The organism is Sphingomicrobium sp., assembly GCA_036563485.1.
Taxonomy (GTDB): domain Bacteria; phylum Pseudomonadota; class Alphaproteobacteria; order Sphingomonadales; family Sphingomonadaceae; genus Sphingomicrobium.
Genome location: DATCMI010000001.1, coordinates 731,009 through 747,376 on the forward strand (window position 1 = coordinate 731,009; position 16,368 = coordinate 747,376).

Sequence of the window (16,368 nt, forward strand, 5' to 3'; positions counted from 1 at the left end):
CGCCCTCTTAGTTCGACGCCGTGCCGACGAGCCGGCGCACAATGTCCGGCAGCGACTGGCGCCACGACGGCAGCTGGACGCCATGTGCGGCCAAGAGCCTGCCTCCGTCCAGCCGCGAATTGGCTGGGCGCCTGGCGGGCGTCGGGAAATCGGCCGTCGGAATTGGCTTCACTGCGGCGGTCGGACCACCGAGAGCCTGCGATTCGCCGAAGATCGCTTCGGCGAAGCTCGCCCAAGTCGCTTCTTCGGCTCCGGCCATGTGGAACACGCCGCGCAGATGGGCGCCAGAGCCAGCAACTAGGTTCCTCGCGACCGCGATAATGCCGTCGGCGATGTCGAGCGCGCTCGTCGGGTTGCCGCGCTGGTCGCTCACCACGCCAAGCTCGTCGCGGGTCTGGGCGAGCCGGAGCATGGTCTTTACGAAATTGGCGCCGAACGGGCTGTACACCCAGGCTGTCCGGAGCACCGCGGCATTGTCCATCGCGGCAAGTACTGCCTGCTCGCCCGCCAGCTTCGAGCGGCCATAGACGGTGATCGGCCCGGTCGAGTCATCTTCGACATAAGGCCCGCTCTTGGCTCCATCGAACACATAGTCGGTCGAGAGGTGGATGACGGGCACGCCAAGCCGCTCCGCCGCGGACGCGACCGCGCCCGCCCCGCGCTCGTTGACCGCAAACGCTAGCTCGGGCTCCGACTCCGCCTTGTCCACCGCCGTGTAGGCAGCGGCCGAGACGATCACGTCCGGACGGGCGGCTTCGAGCGCTGCGATGATCGCGCCGGGATCATCGGAGAGGTCCAGTTCAGGGCGCCCGACATGCACGATCTCCGCACCTCGAGTCGCACCGCGCTCGGCAAGCGCCTGGGCGACCTGTCCTACGCGACCAGTGACGACGAGCCGCACGGGTCCTACTTCTTGCGGTCTTCGACGAGGCCGAGCCGCTGGCCGGCGTAACGCTCGCGAAGCGGCTGCCACCACCATTGGTTGTCGAGGTACCAGCGGACCGTCTTTTCGATGCCGCTGTCGAAATGCTCGCGAGCGCGCCAACCAAGCTCGTCTTCGAGCTTCGACGCGTCGATTGCGTAGCGCGCGTCATGGCCGGGGCGGTCGGTCACGAAGGTGATCAGCTCCTCGCGCGGCCGGTTGGCGGGCGCGAGCGTGTCGAGCACGTCGCAGATGCGGCGGACCACGTCGATGTTCCGCCGCTCGTTGCGGCCGCCGACGTTGTAGGTCTCGCCGATGCGACCCTTGTCGACGATCAGGTCGAGCGCGCGCGCGTGGTCCTCGACATAGAGCCAGTCGCGGACATTCTCCCCCTTGCCGTAGACCGGCAGCTGCTCGCCAGCGAGCGCGTTGAGAATTGTCAGGGGGATCAGCTTTTCGGGAAAGTGGTACGGCCCGTAATTGTTCGAGCAATTGGAGACGACCACCGGGAGGCCGTAGGTCCGCTGCCACGCCTTGGCGAGATGGTCGGACGATGCCTTCGACGCGGAATAAGGCGAGCTCGGGTCGTAAGGGGTCTCTTCGGTGAACAGCCCTTCGTCGCCCAGCGAGCCGTAGACCTCGTCGGTTGAGACGTGGAGGAAGCGGAACTCTTCCTTGGCGTCGCTGGCCAAGCCGTTCCAATAGGCCCGCGCCGCCTCCAGCATGGTGAACGTCCCGATGATGTTCGTCTGGATGAAGTCCGCGGCGCCGGTGATCGACCGGTCGACGTGGCTTTCCGCGGCAAGGTGCATGACCCGCTCGGGAGCAAAATCGGTGAACGCCTTCTCCATCGCCGAGCGGTCGCAAATGTTAGCCTGAAGAAAGCGGTAGTTCGGCTTGCCTTCGACATCGCGCAGCGACGGCAAGTAGCCAGCATAGGTCAGCGCATCGACGTTGAGGACCTCGTAGCCCTTTTCGAGCACGAGGTAGCGAACGAGCGCCGAGCCGATGAAGCCCGCGCCGCCGGTGACGAGCACGCGCATCAGGCGTCACCCATGGAGAAATAGGCTGGGAGGTCGGCGAGCCGTGGCTGAGTCCGGTCCTTGGCGGACAGCGTGTCCGGATCGGCGACTTCCGGCCAGGCAATCGCAATGTCGGGATCGTCCCAGGCGACGCCCTTGTCGTTCTCGGCGCTGTAATAGCCGCTGCAACGATAGCCGATGATCGTGTTCGGCTCGAGCGAGCAGAAGCCGTGACCGAACCCGACCGGAATCCAAAGCTGGTTATTGTCCTCCGGCGTCAGCTCGACCGCAATCCACCGGCCGAACGTCGGCGAGCCGGTACGGAGGTCGACCGCGACGTCGAGCAGCCGGCCTGCAAGGCAGCGGACCAGCTTGCCCTGCGGGACCGGGTGCGACTGGAAGTGGATGCCGCGGATGGTCCCGGTCCGGACGGACAGGGATTGGTTGTCCTGGACGAACTCGACCGCTCCCGCGCGCTCGACGAACGGAGCCAGGCGGAAGATCTCGGCGAAATAGCCGCGCTCGTCTTCGATCTTGCGCGGCCTGATTTCGAGCGGGCCGGCAATGTCGAACTCCCGGAACTCCATCATTCATCCTCTGCTTTGGGGAGGCGCCAAGTGACGCCGCGACCGCTTAGCCGACAGACGGCGAGTTGCAAGGCCAGAGGGCGACGCTGCGCCCACCTAGAGCGACTGCAACCAGGCCTCCACCTTGGCAAAATGTTCAGGCCAGCCAGGCGCCTGGAAGCCCTTGAGCGCCGCAAGCTGGCGGCCGCGTTCAGGATCCTCATCGCCGGCAAACGACACCACCGCCCGCTGCCACGCAGGGCCGTCGAGCGGATCGAGATAGGTCGGCAGCTCGCCGACAATTTCGCGATAGACCGGAAGGTCCGACGCAATGACCGGCGTGCCGAGTTGCAGCGCCTCGATCACCGGAAGGCCGAACCCCTCGGCGAAGGACGGCATCAGCAGCGCGCGGGCACCCGCCAGCCAGCTTGCGGTCTCGGCATCGCTGCAGCCATTCAGCTCGAAGACCGCACCGCGCAGGTCAGGCGCGCGGTCGAGTAGCGCTAAGGCGGCCTCGGCCTCCCATCCTCGCTGGCCGATCAGCACCAGCTTCGGCGCGGCCTCACCCTGTTCCGCGACCAGCCGCTGCCACATTTGCAGTAGCATCAAGTGGTTCTTGCGGCCCTCTATCGTTCCAAGCGTCACGAAATAGGGCCGGTCGAGGGCTTTCGCATGGACCTCTGTGGGGGGTCGCGGTCCGCTGATCCAGGCGACGGTGGAGGGCGGCATGGCGAGATCGCGCCGGCGGGCAAAGGCCTCGATCTCCTGGAGGGTGGCGTCGGAATTGCCGATGATTCCACTCGCGCTTTGCAGCGCATGTTCAATCCGGCGCGCATGCTTCGCAGCCTCGCCTGCCCGGCAATATTCCGGGTGGGTCAGCGGGATCATGTCGTGGATCAGGTACACGGCCTTGAGATCGTTTTGCGCGACCCAGTTCGGCAGCGCCGGGTCGTCGAGCCCGGTATGACCGACGTTGAGGAAGGTCATCCCCGGCGCAGGGGGCCTCCGGCGCGCCTTGGTCCAAGCCGTCGAGCCGAAGGCGACGAATGCGGAGCGCTTGGTCGCGGGCGCATTGAGGATCAGGTCGAACAGTCGATCCGAATGCTCGGCCGACAGCACGAAGGTCGAGCCGCTACGCTGGACCACCGCGAGGGATCGCGCCCGGAAGTGGGCCACATACTCCAGGCACACGCGGTCGATGCCGGTCGGCAGGCTTCGCCGCCAGCCGCGCCAGATCAGCCGCGAAACGTCGAGCAGATATTTACGCGGCGTGCCGCCCAACCCGTCTTCCCCCTACTGGCGCCGGTCCTCGACCTCGCGCCGTGCAAAGCCCGTCGCCCTAAGGCGCTGCAGCCTGACGGTCGAGCCGGGGGCGGAGTTGAGGAAACCAAAGTCATACTCGCCCGGGTGCGACGACGCGACGGTCGCGTCGACGACAATGTCCCTCGGCGCGCCGGCAGCCTCGCCGCGGGTCGGATCGTCGATGCGGATCCCGGCGCGGTTCCCAGCCGGCCACGGCCGCAGGATGCCTCCACCTGGCAGCCCAACCCTTCCGACGCCTGACACCTGCGCGCCGCTGACGCGCACGCCGCTGACCGGCCCGTAAAGGACGATGCCGCCCATCCCCGAATTGCTGACGCGGACGTTCGTCAGCGTAGCGCCCCGCAGCCGGTAGCCGAGCTTCAGGCCGAACGCGAAGGCGTTGCTGGTCGTCAAGTCGGTGATCGTCAGCCCATCGACGCCGCCACCGTTGGCGACCACGTCCACCGCTTCCCACGTCGAATCGATCTTGCCGCCGGTCACTTCGACCTGCTGCGATCCGCGCGAGATGTTGAGGCCATCGGCCTGCCAGGGGAGGTCGCCCGTGTCGAAGCGCGCGAGGCAGCGCGCGATCTGCAGGTTGCGGATGCGCAAGCGGCGGACGCTGGCGAAGGATGCGCAGCTCACCTGCTCCTGCACGCGTACCGCGTAGAACTTGGACGCGGCAACGCGGTCCTGCCCGGCGATCCGGAATTCTCGGATAGAAACGCTGTTCCAGCCGAGCTGCGCGACCTGCGCCTGAACCAGCGGCCGGTCGCCCTTGTACGGCGCCCATACCAAGTCGTGGATGTGGAGGTTGTCGGCCGTGACGTTCCCTGAGTCGAGCACCAGCAAGCCGAAACCCTTGCCGGCGCCGGTGACCTCGACGTTGCTCAGCACGACCTCGCGCGCCGATTCGATCCAGATGCCGGCCGCGTCAGTGCGCGAGCCCGCCTCCGGAAAGCGTCCGCGGTCGACCGTCACGTGATCGAGGGTGACCTTCACCCGGGTGCCGGCACGATCCGGGCGCACGAACAATGTGCGGACGGAAAGGTTGTCGTTGAGGCGCTTCGCGGCAGCGAGGGGGATCGCCGCGTCGCCGCAATCGCGGACGGCTGCGGCATCAAGGGTAGGGGCGCAGCCGCGAGTGATGAACGGGCGCGTGTCGATGGGCGCGAGGGATTGCACGATCGTGGCATTGCGGAGGCAAAGGTCGCCCCCAATCCGCACCGTGCCCCTGACCCGATAGTGGCGGCCCTCGCCATCAATGCAGCGCCCGGCCCCCTTGGCGAAGGCGTCGACGAGTGCGCGCGTGTCGTCGGTGCGCGCGTCGCCAGCGGCGCCGAAGCTGCGCAGCGTCGCCGCCTGTGATCCCCCCGATGGTTGCTGCGGGACCTCGGCCCCGCAGCGCATCGGCGCGAGAACGACGCTCGCCGCGACCGCACTTAGAACCAGCCAGTTCCGATCGAAGCCGATCATCGCCGTTCCCGCGTCCGCAGCATGTTGCGCCGCGGCCTAGTTGACGTAGTTCGTCAGGCTGAGCAGCGGGAAGGCGATCGAGCCGACGGTGCTGACGATCCGCTGAAGATCGGTCAGCGGCGCGCGGGCGATGTAGACTACGTCCTCGTCGCGAACCGCGAACATCTGCGCGTTGAACAGCGCAGCCGCCTGCTTCATGTCGAGCACGTAGACGACCGGGATGCGCCCGTCGGCGGTGCGCCGCGAAGTTGCGAGGATCGCGGCATCGAGCGCTGCCGGGTCTTCCAGGCGGAACACGAATACGCCGCTGGCGTCGGCGCGGTCGGGCTTCAGGCCGCCGGCGCGGCCGAGCGCCTGCGCAAGGGTAATGCCGGTGCTTTCGAACGGAATCTCGGCCGTGGTCCCGGACTCGCCGAGCGCGGTGAAGCTAAATTCCTCGGAGATCGCCGTCACCAGGTCATCCGGGCGAAGGCGGATATTCTGCCGCTGGTCGCGCATGATGACGCTGAGCGGCATGCGGGCGACGACGCCGTCGCGGGTGACCTGGACCATCGTCTTGTCAGGGGCCTTGCGGACGCCGCCCGCGGCGGAAAGCACGTCGAGGAGGCGCTCGCCGCGCGGCGTCAGCGCGACCGGGCCGTTATTCGCTACGTCGCCGAGCACGTTAACGCCCGAGCTGATGTTGCGGGCGATGCGGACGATCGCCTGCGGCTCGTGCGCCTTGCGGGCGAGCCGCGCCACGATTTCCCGCTCCAACTGCCTCGGGGTCAGCCCGGCCGCACGGACGGAGCCGGCGAAGGGTACGCGGATCAGCCCGTCATTGTCGACCATCGTCTCAGGCAAGGCGCTCTGCTGAGCGACGCTGCCCCCGGCCAGCGCGCCGGAGCCGACCGTGGCATCGGCAGCGCCGCCGCCGAAAGTCGCCGTCGCGCCGAACAGCACGGCGGGCGGCGCTTCCCAGATGGAGATCGCCAGCGCGTCTCCGCGGCCGATGATCGTCTGCGCGGGCGCGGAATCGCCGAACGTCTCCGCGAACGAGGCGAGGGCTGCGGGTCGCACGGCGCCGCGCTGGATCGCATGTTCGACCGGAATGACCTTGATCTGCGCCGTATCGACCTGCTGCATGCCGGCACGGACGACGGCGCGAGTGGTCGGACCAGTGCCGCCCAGCGAGCCGCAGGCTGCGGTCGCCAGCACGAGCGCGGCAGCGGCGACGGTGCGCACAAGCGGGCGGAAGTTGAGCCGTAAACGGCAAGACGCTTGAAAATGCATGGCTAATCCAATTGCTTTGGGTAGGCGTATAGGCAGCTTGTATGCGCGGCTTCAACGGCTAAACGGCTTGCGGCAGCCGCGGCTTTGGACGCCTTTGCCAGTGCGCACCTTAACGCCCGATGTGTTCAATGGGCGTTCATTGGTGTAGTCCCACCCGCGACCGCGTTAATTCCAGAGGTTTACAAGAGCATCGCATGGAACTGTTGCCGATCAAGGGAGGCACCCCCGACGGGGCGGACACTGAGCAGGAGCGCCGCCCTCGCCGGCTTCGGCTGAACGCGCTTCGGCGCGCGGACGTCCTGTTCCTGGTGACCGTGGTCCTGCCGGTCGCGACCGCGATCCTGTACTTCGGCTTTCTGGCGTCGGACGTCTATATTTCGGAATCGAAGTTCGTCGTCCGTGCGCCCGAAAAGCAGTCGACGACGGGCCTCGGGGCCATCCTGCAGACCGCCGGCTTCGCCAATGCCACCGACGAAGTCGCGGCCGCGCAATCCTATGCGGTTTCGCGCGATGCGCTCCGCGCCATCAACCAGAACGACGCGTTCAAGAAGGCCTATACGCGCCCCGACATCTCGGTCGTGGACAAGTTCAACCCGCTCGGGTTCGCGGGATCGTTCGAAGACCTGTTCCGCTATTTCCAGCACCGCGTCGCGCTGCAGAACGATACCAACACCGGTATCACGACGCTGACAGTCCGCTCCTACACGCCGCAGGACGCGCGCAAGTTCAACGAGCAGCTGCTCGAGCTTTCGGAAGTCACGGTCAATCGCCTCAACCTGCGCGGCAGGGAGGATCTGGTCCGTCTCGCCCAGGCCGAGGTGGATATTGCGAAGGGGCAGGCGCAGCGCGCCGCCGTTTCCCTCGCCGCCTTCCGCAACCAGTCGGGCGTGGTCGATCCGGAAAAGCAGGCCGCGGTGCAGATGCAGATGATCTCCAATCTGCAGAACCAGCTGATCGCCGCCCGCACCGAGCTTGCGCAGCTTCAGCGGTATGCGCCGGAAAACCCGCGCATCCCGGTCGTACGCACTCAGATTGCCGCGATCGACCGCCAGATCGACGGCGAAATGGGCAAGGTGACCGGCAACCGCCGCTCGCTGGCCGGCAGCGCGGTGCAGTTCCAGCGCCTGACGCTTGAGAACGAATTTGCCGCCAAGCAGCTCGGCGCCTCGCTCGCTTCGCTTGAAGACGCGCGCAACGAAGCGCGCCGCAAGCAGGCCTATGTCGAGCGGATCGTGCAGCCGAACCTGCCGGACGCACCGATGGAGCCGCGGCGCCTGCGCGGCATCTTCGCGACGCTGGTCCTCTCACTCGTGGCTTACGGGATCCTCCGCATGCTGCTGGCCGGCGTGAAAGAGCATGCCCAGTAACAACCGTTCGCACCCGACGGGCGCGTTAGTCCATCACAGCTCCTGGACGATCAACCGCCGAGTCATCGGCGCGCTGATCCTCCGGGAGATGCTGACCCGTTACGGCCGCAACAATCTGGGCTTCCTGTGGCTGTTCCTGGAGCCGATGCTGTTCACCCTGGTGGTGACGGCGTTCTGGGCCGCGACGCGCACCATCCACGGTTCGCAGATCCCGATCGTTGCCTTCGCTGTGACCGGCTATTCGTCGGTCATGCTGTGGCGGAACATGCCGAGCCGCTGCATCGGCGCGCTCAATTCCAACAAGCCGCTTCTCCACCACCGGCAAGTGACGATCGTCGACATCTACTTCTCGCGCATCGTGCTGGAATTCATGGCCTCGACCACCAGCTTCGTCGTCATTTGCCTCAGCCTGGTGATGATCGGATGGATGCCGTCGCCCGAAAATGCGGTGCGCGTGCTCGGCGGTTGGATGCTCCTCGCCTGGTTCGGCGCAGGTCTCGCATTGCTGATCGGCAGCCTTTCCGAGCGGTTCGACGTTCTAGGCAAGCTATGGCCGCCTTTCTCCTATCTGCTGTTCCCGCTGTCGGGCGTCGCATTCATCGTCGATGCGCTGCCCCCGGGCATGCAGAAGATCGTCTTGTGGCTGCCGATGCTCAACGCGCTCGAATATTTGCGCGACGGCTGGTTCGGCTCCTTTTTCCACGCCCATTACGACCTGGGCTACGTGCTCATCTTCAACCTTCTCCTTTTCTTCGCCGGCCTCAGCCTTGCGCGGCAGGTCGGCTTCGACAGCAGTAGCAGCGAATGATCAGGCTCACCGACGTTTGTAAGGACTACCCGACGCGCGGCGGCATGCGCCGCGTTCTCGACCGCATAAATCTGACCATCAACCCGGGCGAGCGGGTAGGCATTCTCGGCCGCAATGGCGCCGGCAAGTCAACCCTCATCCGACTGATCAGCGGCGCCGAGCCGCCGACTTCGGGATTGATCGAGCGGCGCATGTCGGTGTCCTGGCCGCTGGCGTTCAGCGGTGGCTTCCACGGCGCCCTGACCGGCGCCGACAACGTGCGCTTCATCTGCCGCATCTACGGCGTCGATTTCGAGCCGCGCTTCAAGTTCGTAGAGGAATTCTCAGAGCTCGGCCTCTACCTCAACGAACCGGTTGCTTCTTATTCGTCGGGTATGCGCGCCCGACTGGCATTCGCGATCTCGATGACCATCGACTTCGATTGCTACCTGATCGACGAAGTCATGGCCGTCGGCGATGCGCGCTTCCGCGAACGCTGCCGGGTCGAACTGTTCGAGAAGCGGCGCGACAAGGCGATGCTGATCGTGTCGCACAGCCACCGCTACCTGAAAGGCAATTGTGACCGCTTCCTGCTGTTCCGTGAGGGCAGCATCGAGGAGCATGCCGACTTCGAGGAGGTCTATTTCCTGTACAAGGAAAGCATCGGCGAAGGCTTCGCGAACAAGGAGCAGCTAGTCGCGGCAATGGAAGGCGACATGGTATTGGACCCGACGCGCCAGCGCGCGGCGAACTGAGCGGACTTCAGGCTATGGCTCACATCGAACGGCATCCGCAGGTGGCGGACTACTTCGTCCAGTTCTCGCTCGCGGAAATCGAGGCGAGGGGCGGCGTCGCCGACCTGGTCGAGACTGGCAATATCGTCATCCTCAAGGACTACCGGCTCGACGTCGATTTCGAGGTGCTGACCCGCCTCCGCAAGTCCACCGAGGGTATCGAGGACCGGCAGCTGAAGAAGACGCTGAAGAAGCTCGAATCGCCGTTCTTTTTCGAAGGCGAGCCGCCGGTCGAGCGAAAGGGGCGGCTGCTGTTCGCCAATGACGTGCGGCAGGCGGTGTTCGACGTTATCTGCCGCGGCGACCGCGAGCTGTTCGACGCCGCCGCCAAGGCCCTCCAGCATAGCCATGACGAAGCGCTTCGCATCTTCGGCGCCGCATTCCCGTCCTACGAACCGTTCAGGCTGGTGCCGAGCGTACGGCTAACCCGGACGCTGTTCGAAAACTTGCACTGGGACAATCATTCGATTGACGATGATTTCCACCAGGCGCGGGTTTTCGCGAACCTCGATGTCCGTCCCCGCATTTGGCACGTCAGCCACCGCGTGCCGGAGATGATGCGCCGCCTGTACCGCGAGCATGACCTCGGCCGGTTCGCGGGCCGCGACCCGAACGAACTGCTCGATTATCTGAACGGCGACGTGCTCGGCGGCGGCCACAAGATCTGGATGGACAACCAGCCCCGCCACCGCATCGCTTGGGAGCCCGGCGAGGTCTGGCTCGGCGAAAGCCGGCTGATCTCCCACCAGATTTATTATGGCGAGGCCGCCATGGTCTACATGTGGTTCATGCGCTCGAAGTCGATGGCGGACCCGCAGAACCGCTTCAACGCGATCGTCGAAGACGTCCACCGCGAGATGGCCGAAGGGGCCGCCGCGGACGCGCCCGAAGCCGCGCCCGCAGCCGCCTGATCCCTAGCGGAAGGTCTGTGCGAGCAGGCCTTCGGAATCGATGATTTCGCCCGGCGTATAGCTTTCGAGCATGCGCGCGAAATATTCGTCGTAGCGCTCGTCCTTGTAGAAGACGTAGTTGAGCCCGCCGACGCCCTTGCGCTGGTAACGCTCGATCTCCTCGACCGTGAACTTGACCTTGCGGTTGATGCGCAGCTGGTCCCACGAATAGCGCCAGCCGAGCTCGCAGATGCGATCGACGGCCTTAAGGTTCTCCGGGGTATCGAAGTTGATCTCGGCCATGACGGTCTTCAGGCCGGGCTGCTGGAGCGTTTTCATCATGCCGCCGATGACTCGGTGCTCGAGGCCGTCGACGTCGATCTTGATGTGGTCGGGAACGGGGAGGCCCTGGTCGATCAGCGTGTCGACGCGGTAGCCGACGCAGCCCTGCGGACGGCGGTTCTCCTTGCTGACGTGCCAGTCGGGGGCGAATTCCTTGTCGTCCGTCCAGCTATTCTCCTCGAAGTCGTGATAGGAGATGCCGAGGCCGAAATCGCTCAGCAGCAGGCGGTCGATCTTGTCGACGTCGCTGAGCGCGATGCAATAGCCGAGCACCTGCCCGTGCTTATCGTTGAGGAAGATGTTCTTGTTGAGCTCGGCATAATTCAGCGCCTCGGGCTCGAACGCATAAACCTGCGCGCGGCGCATAACCGACGCATAGACGGTGTACATGCCGACGTTGGCGCCGATATCGAACATGGTCTGGCCCTGACCGAAGGAATCGATCCAGGCGAGCATGATCGGGTCCTTTGTGAAGAGCGATTTGACGCGCTTGACGCTTGAATTGCCCGTGGTCGCGAAGCGAAGCGGCAGGCCGCGGTACGGGACCTCGGCATAATCCTGATTCAGCCACTTCGTGGTGACGTTCTTCAATGAATAGTCCAACGCGTCCTCTTGTCGTTCTATGGGTTTTGAGCGCTTCGGCTTGCCCGTTTGCGCCCGGGATCACTGGCGGTCGAGCGCGACCTCATCGCACTCGACCTCGATAAGCTGCTGCGCGGCGGTCAGATGCGCAGATTCGAACATGGAATCTTCGCTGTCCTTCACCGCGGCTGACGCGCCGCCGGTAGCATGAGCCATGAACAGGCGCATCACGTGGGACACGCCGTCCTCGAGCACGTTGCGCAGGTCGGAGGCGAAATAGGCACCGCGATTGTAAGCGCCCGTGATGATCTCATAAGACGGGAAATAGTGGACGTCGGGATGGCGCCGGCGCAGCGTTTCCGCAGCCACGCGGAGCACCGACTTGGAATAGGTCGTCGCCGCAAGCACGTGCGCGCCGGGGTCGGCCGTTGCCATCAGCGGAACCGGCGACACCGTTAGCATGATCTGCGCCGACTGATTGACGCTCAGCAGCCCGGCGCGGAACGTCTCCAGGTCCTCGATCACGTCTTCGACCGGCTGGTTATAGAATTCGTGCCGCTGCGGATCGAAAGTCCCGCCTTCGACGCCGGGGCAGAGCGGGAATACGGCGCCGTCCGACTTGGCGCGCCAGCATTCGGTGAGGCCCAGCGTGAAGACGAACACGTCCAGCGCTTCGAACATTTGCCGGACGGCGGCGAGATGCTGGTCGCGGTCGGCGCGCATCTCCGCTTCGCTGACGTAACCGCCGGGCTGGGTGGTCGGTCGGAAAGGATCGAGGACGAGGTTCTCGCCTTCAATCCAGGCGTCTTCCTCCGGCTTCAGCCTGCCATACGCGCGGTCGAACAGCTGGCGCAGCTGCCGCGTCGTGTAGATGTTGCCGTATCGGGCCGAGAAGAGGCCGTAATTGTTGGCGTCTCGAATCTTCTGCGGGAGCAGAGGGTGGCCCTGCTCGGCGACGTAATAGTCGTAGCCGGAGCTGCGCAGGTGGCGGGCGATGTGCTGGGCGAAACAGCTTCCCGCCGTCGCGACCTTGGTCTGCGGTTCGATGCGCAGGTCGAACGCGCCGACGGGATCGACATCGCCCACGGCGGGAGCGGCGACGGCACGGCGCCAGAACGCCTTCGAAGGCAGCTTCTTGTACGGGTGCTGGCTCACGCCGAGCTCCCTTCCGCCGCGGCCGGATGGAAGCGCTCTTCGATGTCGCGCAGGACGGCTTCACCATAGCCGGCATTCGCGTGCGTCGCGTCGTTCGCGTAATATTCCCGAAGCAGGAAGCCGTTCTCGTCCAGCGTGCTGCGTGGCGGCGGCAACACTTCGATGCCGAGTTCGCGGCAGATTTCCTCGACCACCAAATTCTGCAGCTGCCAGAACTTCATCCTAAGCGGCGCAGGGGAGACTCCGCGCGCTTCGATGTTGGCGGCGGCGAACCGGGTGTCGTGATAGTTCTCGATGAAACTGTTGTCGCCTTTCGGCGGCGGGGCGAGCAGGTGGACCATCCGCGCGTTCGTCGACTTGCGGATCGCCTCGAGCGAGCGGCCGTCGCCGTTGCGGATACCGACCGAAAAAGCCTCCTTGAGCACCCTGAACGGGATGATCGTTCCGGCGCTCGGGGCGCTGTCCTCGCCCGGCAGAAAGAAGTCGAACGGGACCGGGTGCTGGATTGTGCTGAACACCGCATGCTGGTTGCCGCCGATTAGCGAGACGACCACGTCGTGGCTCGTCAGTTCGCCGACCTGAGCGAGGAAGTCCTCGAACTCGGTGTCGCCGATGGTCTTGTCGTTCTTGACCTTGAGCAGGCGGCGGATGTCGCTCGCCGTTTCGCGGCCCTTGGCGGCGCGATGACGCGCGGCCTCCTGGATGGCATGCACGTGGCTGTCGCCGAAGATCAGTACGCGAGGGCCGGCCAAATCCGCTCCCAGAAGGTTCTGTCCGGCCGCCAGGGCGCGGCGGACCGCTCTTCCCAATATCATTGAATCACCAGTGGCGAGAAGCTTTTGACCAAACGGTCGATCGCTTGGACCTGTTCCAGATAGGGTTGGAGAGCATCCAGCGGCAGCGCGCAGGGTCCGTCGCACTTCGCGGCCGCCGGATCCGGGTGCGCTTCGAGGAACAGGCCGGCGATGCCGAGGGCCATTCCCGAGCGGGCCAGAGCGGCCGCCTGCTGGCGCCGCCCGCCGGCGCTGTCGGCGCGGCCGCCGGGGACCTGCAGCGCATGGGTCGCGTCGAAGACGACCGGCGCATAAGTTTTCATCAGGTCCATGCCGAGCATATCGACCACGAGATTGTTGTAGCCGAATGACGATCCGCGCTCGCACAGCAGGACGCGTTCGTTGCCGGCTTCCCGGCATTTGGTGATGATATGCTGCACCTCGTGCGGCGCCACGAACTGCGGCTTCTTGATGTTGATCGCACTGCCGGTTTCGGCGATCGCGACTACCAGGTCGGTCTGCCGCGCGAGGAAGGCCGGCAATTGCAGGATGTCTGCGACCTGGGCGGCGGGAGCGGCTTGGGCGGGCTCGTGAACGTCGGTCAGGACGGGCACGGAGAATTCGCGCTTCACACGGTCGAGGATCTTCAGCCCCTCGTCGAGCCCTGGTCCGCGGAAGGAGCCGATCGACGACCGGTTCGCCTTGTCGAACGAAGCCTTGAACACATAGGGGATGCCGAGCGCGCCCGTGACGGTCACGAACCGATCCGCGACCCGCAGCGCTATCTCCTCGTCCTCCAGCACGTTCATCCCGCCGATGAGGACGAAGGGCGCATCATTTTCGAACTGGATGCCGTCGGAAATGCTGACGGTAGTGATGGTCATGAACTCTCCTGCAATCCCTGCTCAGCACTGCGGCCGGCCATGGCCCGCCCCAGTGCATCATCCAGGATTGCCATGATCTGACGCCTGTGCTGCTCGATACCGTAGCGGGTCTCGAGCTTGGCCTGTGCACGCTGCACCTGGCCAATGCGAGCCGCGTCGTCGGCGACGAGCTGCTCGAGCGCCGCTAGCCATTCACCGGTACCGTCGGCAAGCATTCCGGACCCGTCGGCGCAACATTCGTCGTAGATCATGCCCCGGCTGGCGACCACGGCGGCGCCGATGGATGTGTATTCGACCCACTTGTTGATCAATTTGGTGAGATTGAAGTCGGTCGGGGTGAGCGGGCACAGGCCGATGTCCCATTTGCGCTCGGCGAAGCGCTCGAGGAAATTGTCGTACTCGGCGATCGGCGGGATCTTCACCACCCGGTCGCCGAACCGCTCGAGCTCCGGGGGCACCGGGATCGAGCCGAACAGCTCGAAACGCAGCTGGGGATATCGGTCCAGCGTCGCGATCACCGCCGGAAGGATCATCTCCAGGTTCGGCAGGTGGTCGGCGCTCGCCATGTAGCCGAGGATGCGTGCGGGGCGCTGCTGCGGGCGGCTGATCACCCGGCCCGAGCAATTGATCGCGCCGGCGACGATCGGAAGATCGGGGTAATAGCCGAGCAGCCGCTCCTGGAGGCGCTCGGTGGATGCGTAGACGAGGTCGACGCCGGTCAGCAACGTGCGCACTGCGTCGAGCCGCTCCGGCGCATTGTGATAGGCATATTTCCGCTCGCCCAGGCTCTTGGGCACGGCGAGGAGATCGTCATCGATCTGGTAGACGGTCGGAATGGCGCGCCGTTTCGCCCAGTCGAGCAGGTGCCGCGCATGCGGCCCGCTGTAGCGGCTGAACATCATCGCGTCGGGCGCGAAATCGACCAGGCTGCGGTCGAGCCAGCCAAGGAAAGCATCGTCCGACCCAAGCTCCGCGCGCCGCGCGAGCAGCTCGGTCTCGGTCAGGATCTCGGCCGCAACTTCGCCGGAATGGATCGCCGACGCGAGCGGCTGCTCCAGGCACACCTGCAATGTCGGGAGATGCGCATTCGCGACGAACAGCACCCGCTGCTTCGCAACCGGGAAGGCGCCGCGGCCCACAGAGGGCGTCGGGACCGCGGAGCGGAACAGGGCCGCATAGCGCTCGTAAATCTCCGCTGGGTCGAGCGGCATGCGCTGGGCTTCGAGGAAGGCGGCCTGCCGTTCCAGGAATGGTGCCGGTTCGGCGGTTGCGGCTCGGGCGAACTCCGCCCATTGCGCCGGAGTCGAAACGCTCGTCAGGCCGGCATAATTGCCGGTGTCCACGCTCCCGGCCTTGTCGTGCCACACTGCCGTCGGAATGCCGGCAAGCACCATGTCGAGCACGACCGACGATGGCGCCGAGATGCCGAACGCGAAGCGCCTGAGGTCCAGCCGGTACATCGGCGCATTGTCGATCTCGACGTTGGCCGGGAGCTGGATCGCGTTCTTCAGCGAATATTGACCGCCCGGGTGGGGGCGGAGCACGACCTTGCTGTCCTTGCCGACGAGGCGGCAGAACTCGGAGAAAGCAGCCACGAACTCCATCTTCGTGCCGCCCTCGACATTGAGGCGGACCGAATGGAGGTTTTCGCAGATGATGCCCGGCGCCGGCGCGTCGCGCGCGACTGGTCCCTCGAAGCCCTGCAGCAGTGCGGTCGGTCCGGTAACGAACAGCTTCGGCCGCTGCGATGCGGGGATCGACGACAGCAGCTCCCCATCCTGCCAGCCGCAGACGATGTCCGCCGCGAAGGACACGCGCTCGCCGTGGGCCCGGTCGTGCGCGGGGCTGTGACGGAAGCCGACGCATTCGAAGCCGTGCTGGAGCGTCACGGTGGTGAAGCTCGCCGGCGCAATCCGCAGCACCTCGTGGGTCTCTTTATGCCCGGGCAGGCTCGACTCGCTCCCGGCGAAGATCAGGCCGCGGCCGGTGAGATGGCGGGCCGCGTCCCACGGGCTTTCGAACGTGTCGATGCTGAGATCCTTGAGCTCAGCCTTCAGCGTATCCAGCTCCGCCGCCCAGATGCCGAACAGGTCACGCTGTGCGAATTTCGACGACACCAGCAGGCGTGTGGCAAGACCAAAATCACGGCTGGCCATGACGATCAGCGGCCGCAGGACGTTCACGTCCTGCACCAGGTTGATCAGGAAGACGGCCGAGGGTCGATCCAGCATCTT

At 65.5% G+C, this 16,368-nt stretch carries 15 protein-coding genes; 4 read left to right on the top strand and 11 right to left on the bottom strand.

Annotated features, from left to right (window positions below):
• Positions 1-7: 7 nt before the first annotated feature.
• The 6 genes from rfbD to VIL42_03910 all read right to left on the bottom strand — a co-directional run bounded on the left by rfbD (position 8) and on the right by VIL42_03910 (position 6,512).
• Positions 8-901, bottom strand: a complete 894-nt coding sequence (gene rfbD, locus VIL42_03885) for a dTDP-4-dehydrorhamnose reductase (GenBank protein HEY8591989.1) — start codon at positions 899-901, stop codon at positions 8-10.
• A gap of 5 nt (positions 902-906) precedes the next feature.
• Entirely contained in the window at positions 907-1,965 is a 1,059-nt protein-coding gene (gene rfbB / locus VIL42_03890; protein HEY8591990.1) for a dTDP-glucose 4,6-dehydratase, read from the bottom strand.
• Positions 1,965-2,531, bottom strand: a complete 567-nt coding sequence (gene rfbC, locus VIL42_03895) for a dTDP-4-dehydrorhamnose 3,5-epimerase (GenBank protein HEY8591991.1) — start codon at positions 2,529-2,531, stop codon at positions 1,965-1,967. Before rfbC ends, rfbB begins: the two co-directional genes overlap by 1 nt.
• Before the next feature lie 96 nt (positions 2,532-2,627).
• Entirely contained in the window at positions 2,628-3,791 is a 1,164-nt protein-coding gene (locus VIL42_03900; protein ID HEY8591992.1) for a glycosyltransferase family 1 protein, read from the bottom strand.
• Positions 3,792-3,803: 12 nt separating this feature from the next.
• The gene (locus VIL42_03905) at positions 3,804-5,288 is read right to left on the bottom strand and encodes a hypothetical protein (GenBank protein ID HEY8591993.1); all 1,485 of its coding nucleotides are present in this window, start codon (positions 5,286-5,288) and stop codon (positions 3,804-3,806) included.
• 36 nt (positions 5,289-5,324) lie between these two features.
• Positions 5,325-6,512, bottom strand: coding sequence for a polysaccharide biosynthesis/export family protein (locus VIL42_03910; GenBank protein ID HEY8591994.1), 1,188 nt, complete (start codon positions 6,510-6,512; stop codon positions 5,325-5,327).
• A gap of 242 nt (positions 6,513-6,754) precedes the next feature.
• On the opposite strand from VIL42_03910, the gene VIL42_03915 reads away from it, so the two are divergent.
• From VIL42_03915 to VIL42_03930, 4 genes are read left to right on the top strand one after another with little or no spacing between them, the layout of a single operon-like run.
• Entirely contained in the window at positions 6,755-7,927 is a 1,173-nt protein-coding gene (locus VIL42_03915; protein HEY8591995.1) for a hypothetical protein, read from the top strand.
• A complete protein-coding gene (locus VIL42_03920) occupies positions 7,917-8,735 on the top strand; it encodes an ABC transporter permease (protein ID HEY8591996.1) in 819 nt (272 codons plus the stop codon). The genes VIL42_03915 and VIL42_03920 overlap by 11 nt, the downstream gene beginning before the upstream one ends.
• The gene (locus tag VIL42_03925) at positions 8,732-9,469 is read left to right on the top strand and encodes an ABC transporter ATP-binding protein (GenBank protein ID HEY8591997.1); all 738 of its coding nucleotides are present in this window, start codon (positions 8,732-8,734) and stop codon (positions 9,467-9,469) included. The genes VIL42_03920 and VIL42_03925 overlap by 4 nt, the downstream gene beginning before the upstream one ends.
• A gap of 14 nt (positions 9,470-9,483) precedes the next feature.
• A complete protein-coding gene (locus VIL42_03930; GenBank protein ID HEY8591998.1) occupies positions 9,484-10,419 on the top strand; it encodes a hypothetical protein in 936 nt (311 codons plus the stop codon).
• Between the two features lie 3 nt (positions 10,420-10,422).
• Here the strand turns inward: VIL42_03930 and VIL42_03935 are convergent, their stop codons facing one another.
• The 5 genes from VIL42_03935 to VIL42_03955 are packed head-to-tail and all read right to left on the bottom strand — an operon-like array spanning position 10,423 to position 16,365.
• Positions 10,423-11,343, bottom strand: coding sequence for an FkbM family methyltransferase (locus VIL42_03935; GenBank protein HEY8591999.1), 921 nt, complete (start codon positions 11,341-11,343; stop codon positions 10,423-10,425).
• Positions 11,344-11,403: 60 nt separating this feature from the next.
• A complete protein-coding gene (locus VIL42_03940) occupies positions 11,404-12,477 on the bottom strand; it encodes a GSCFA domain-containing protein (protein ID HEY8592000.1) in 1,074 nt (357 codons plus the stop codon).
• A complete protein-coding gene (locus VIL42_03945) occupies positions 12,474-13,229 on the bottom strand; it encodes a hypothetical protein (GenBank protein ID HEY8592001.1) in 756 nt (251 codons plus the stop codon). Before VIL42_03945 ends, VIL42_03940 begins: the two co-directional genes overlap by 4 nt.
• Positions 13,230-13,288: 59 nt before the next feature.
• On the bottom strand, positions 13,289-14,134 hold the full coding sequence (kdsA, locus tag VIL42_03950; protein HEY8592002.1) for a 3-deoxy-8-phosphooctulonate synthase: 846 nt from the start codon (positions 14,132-14,134) through the stop codon (positions 13,289-13,291).
• Positions 14,131-16,365, bottom strand: coding sequence for a hypothetical protein (locus VIL42_03955; GenBank protein HEY8592003.1), 2,235 nt, complete (start codon positions 16,363-16,365; stop codon positions 14,131-14,133). Before VIL42_03955 ends, kdsA begins: the two co-directional genes overlap by 4 nt.
• Positions 16,366-16,368: the final 3 nt, after the last annotated feature.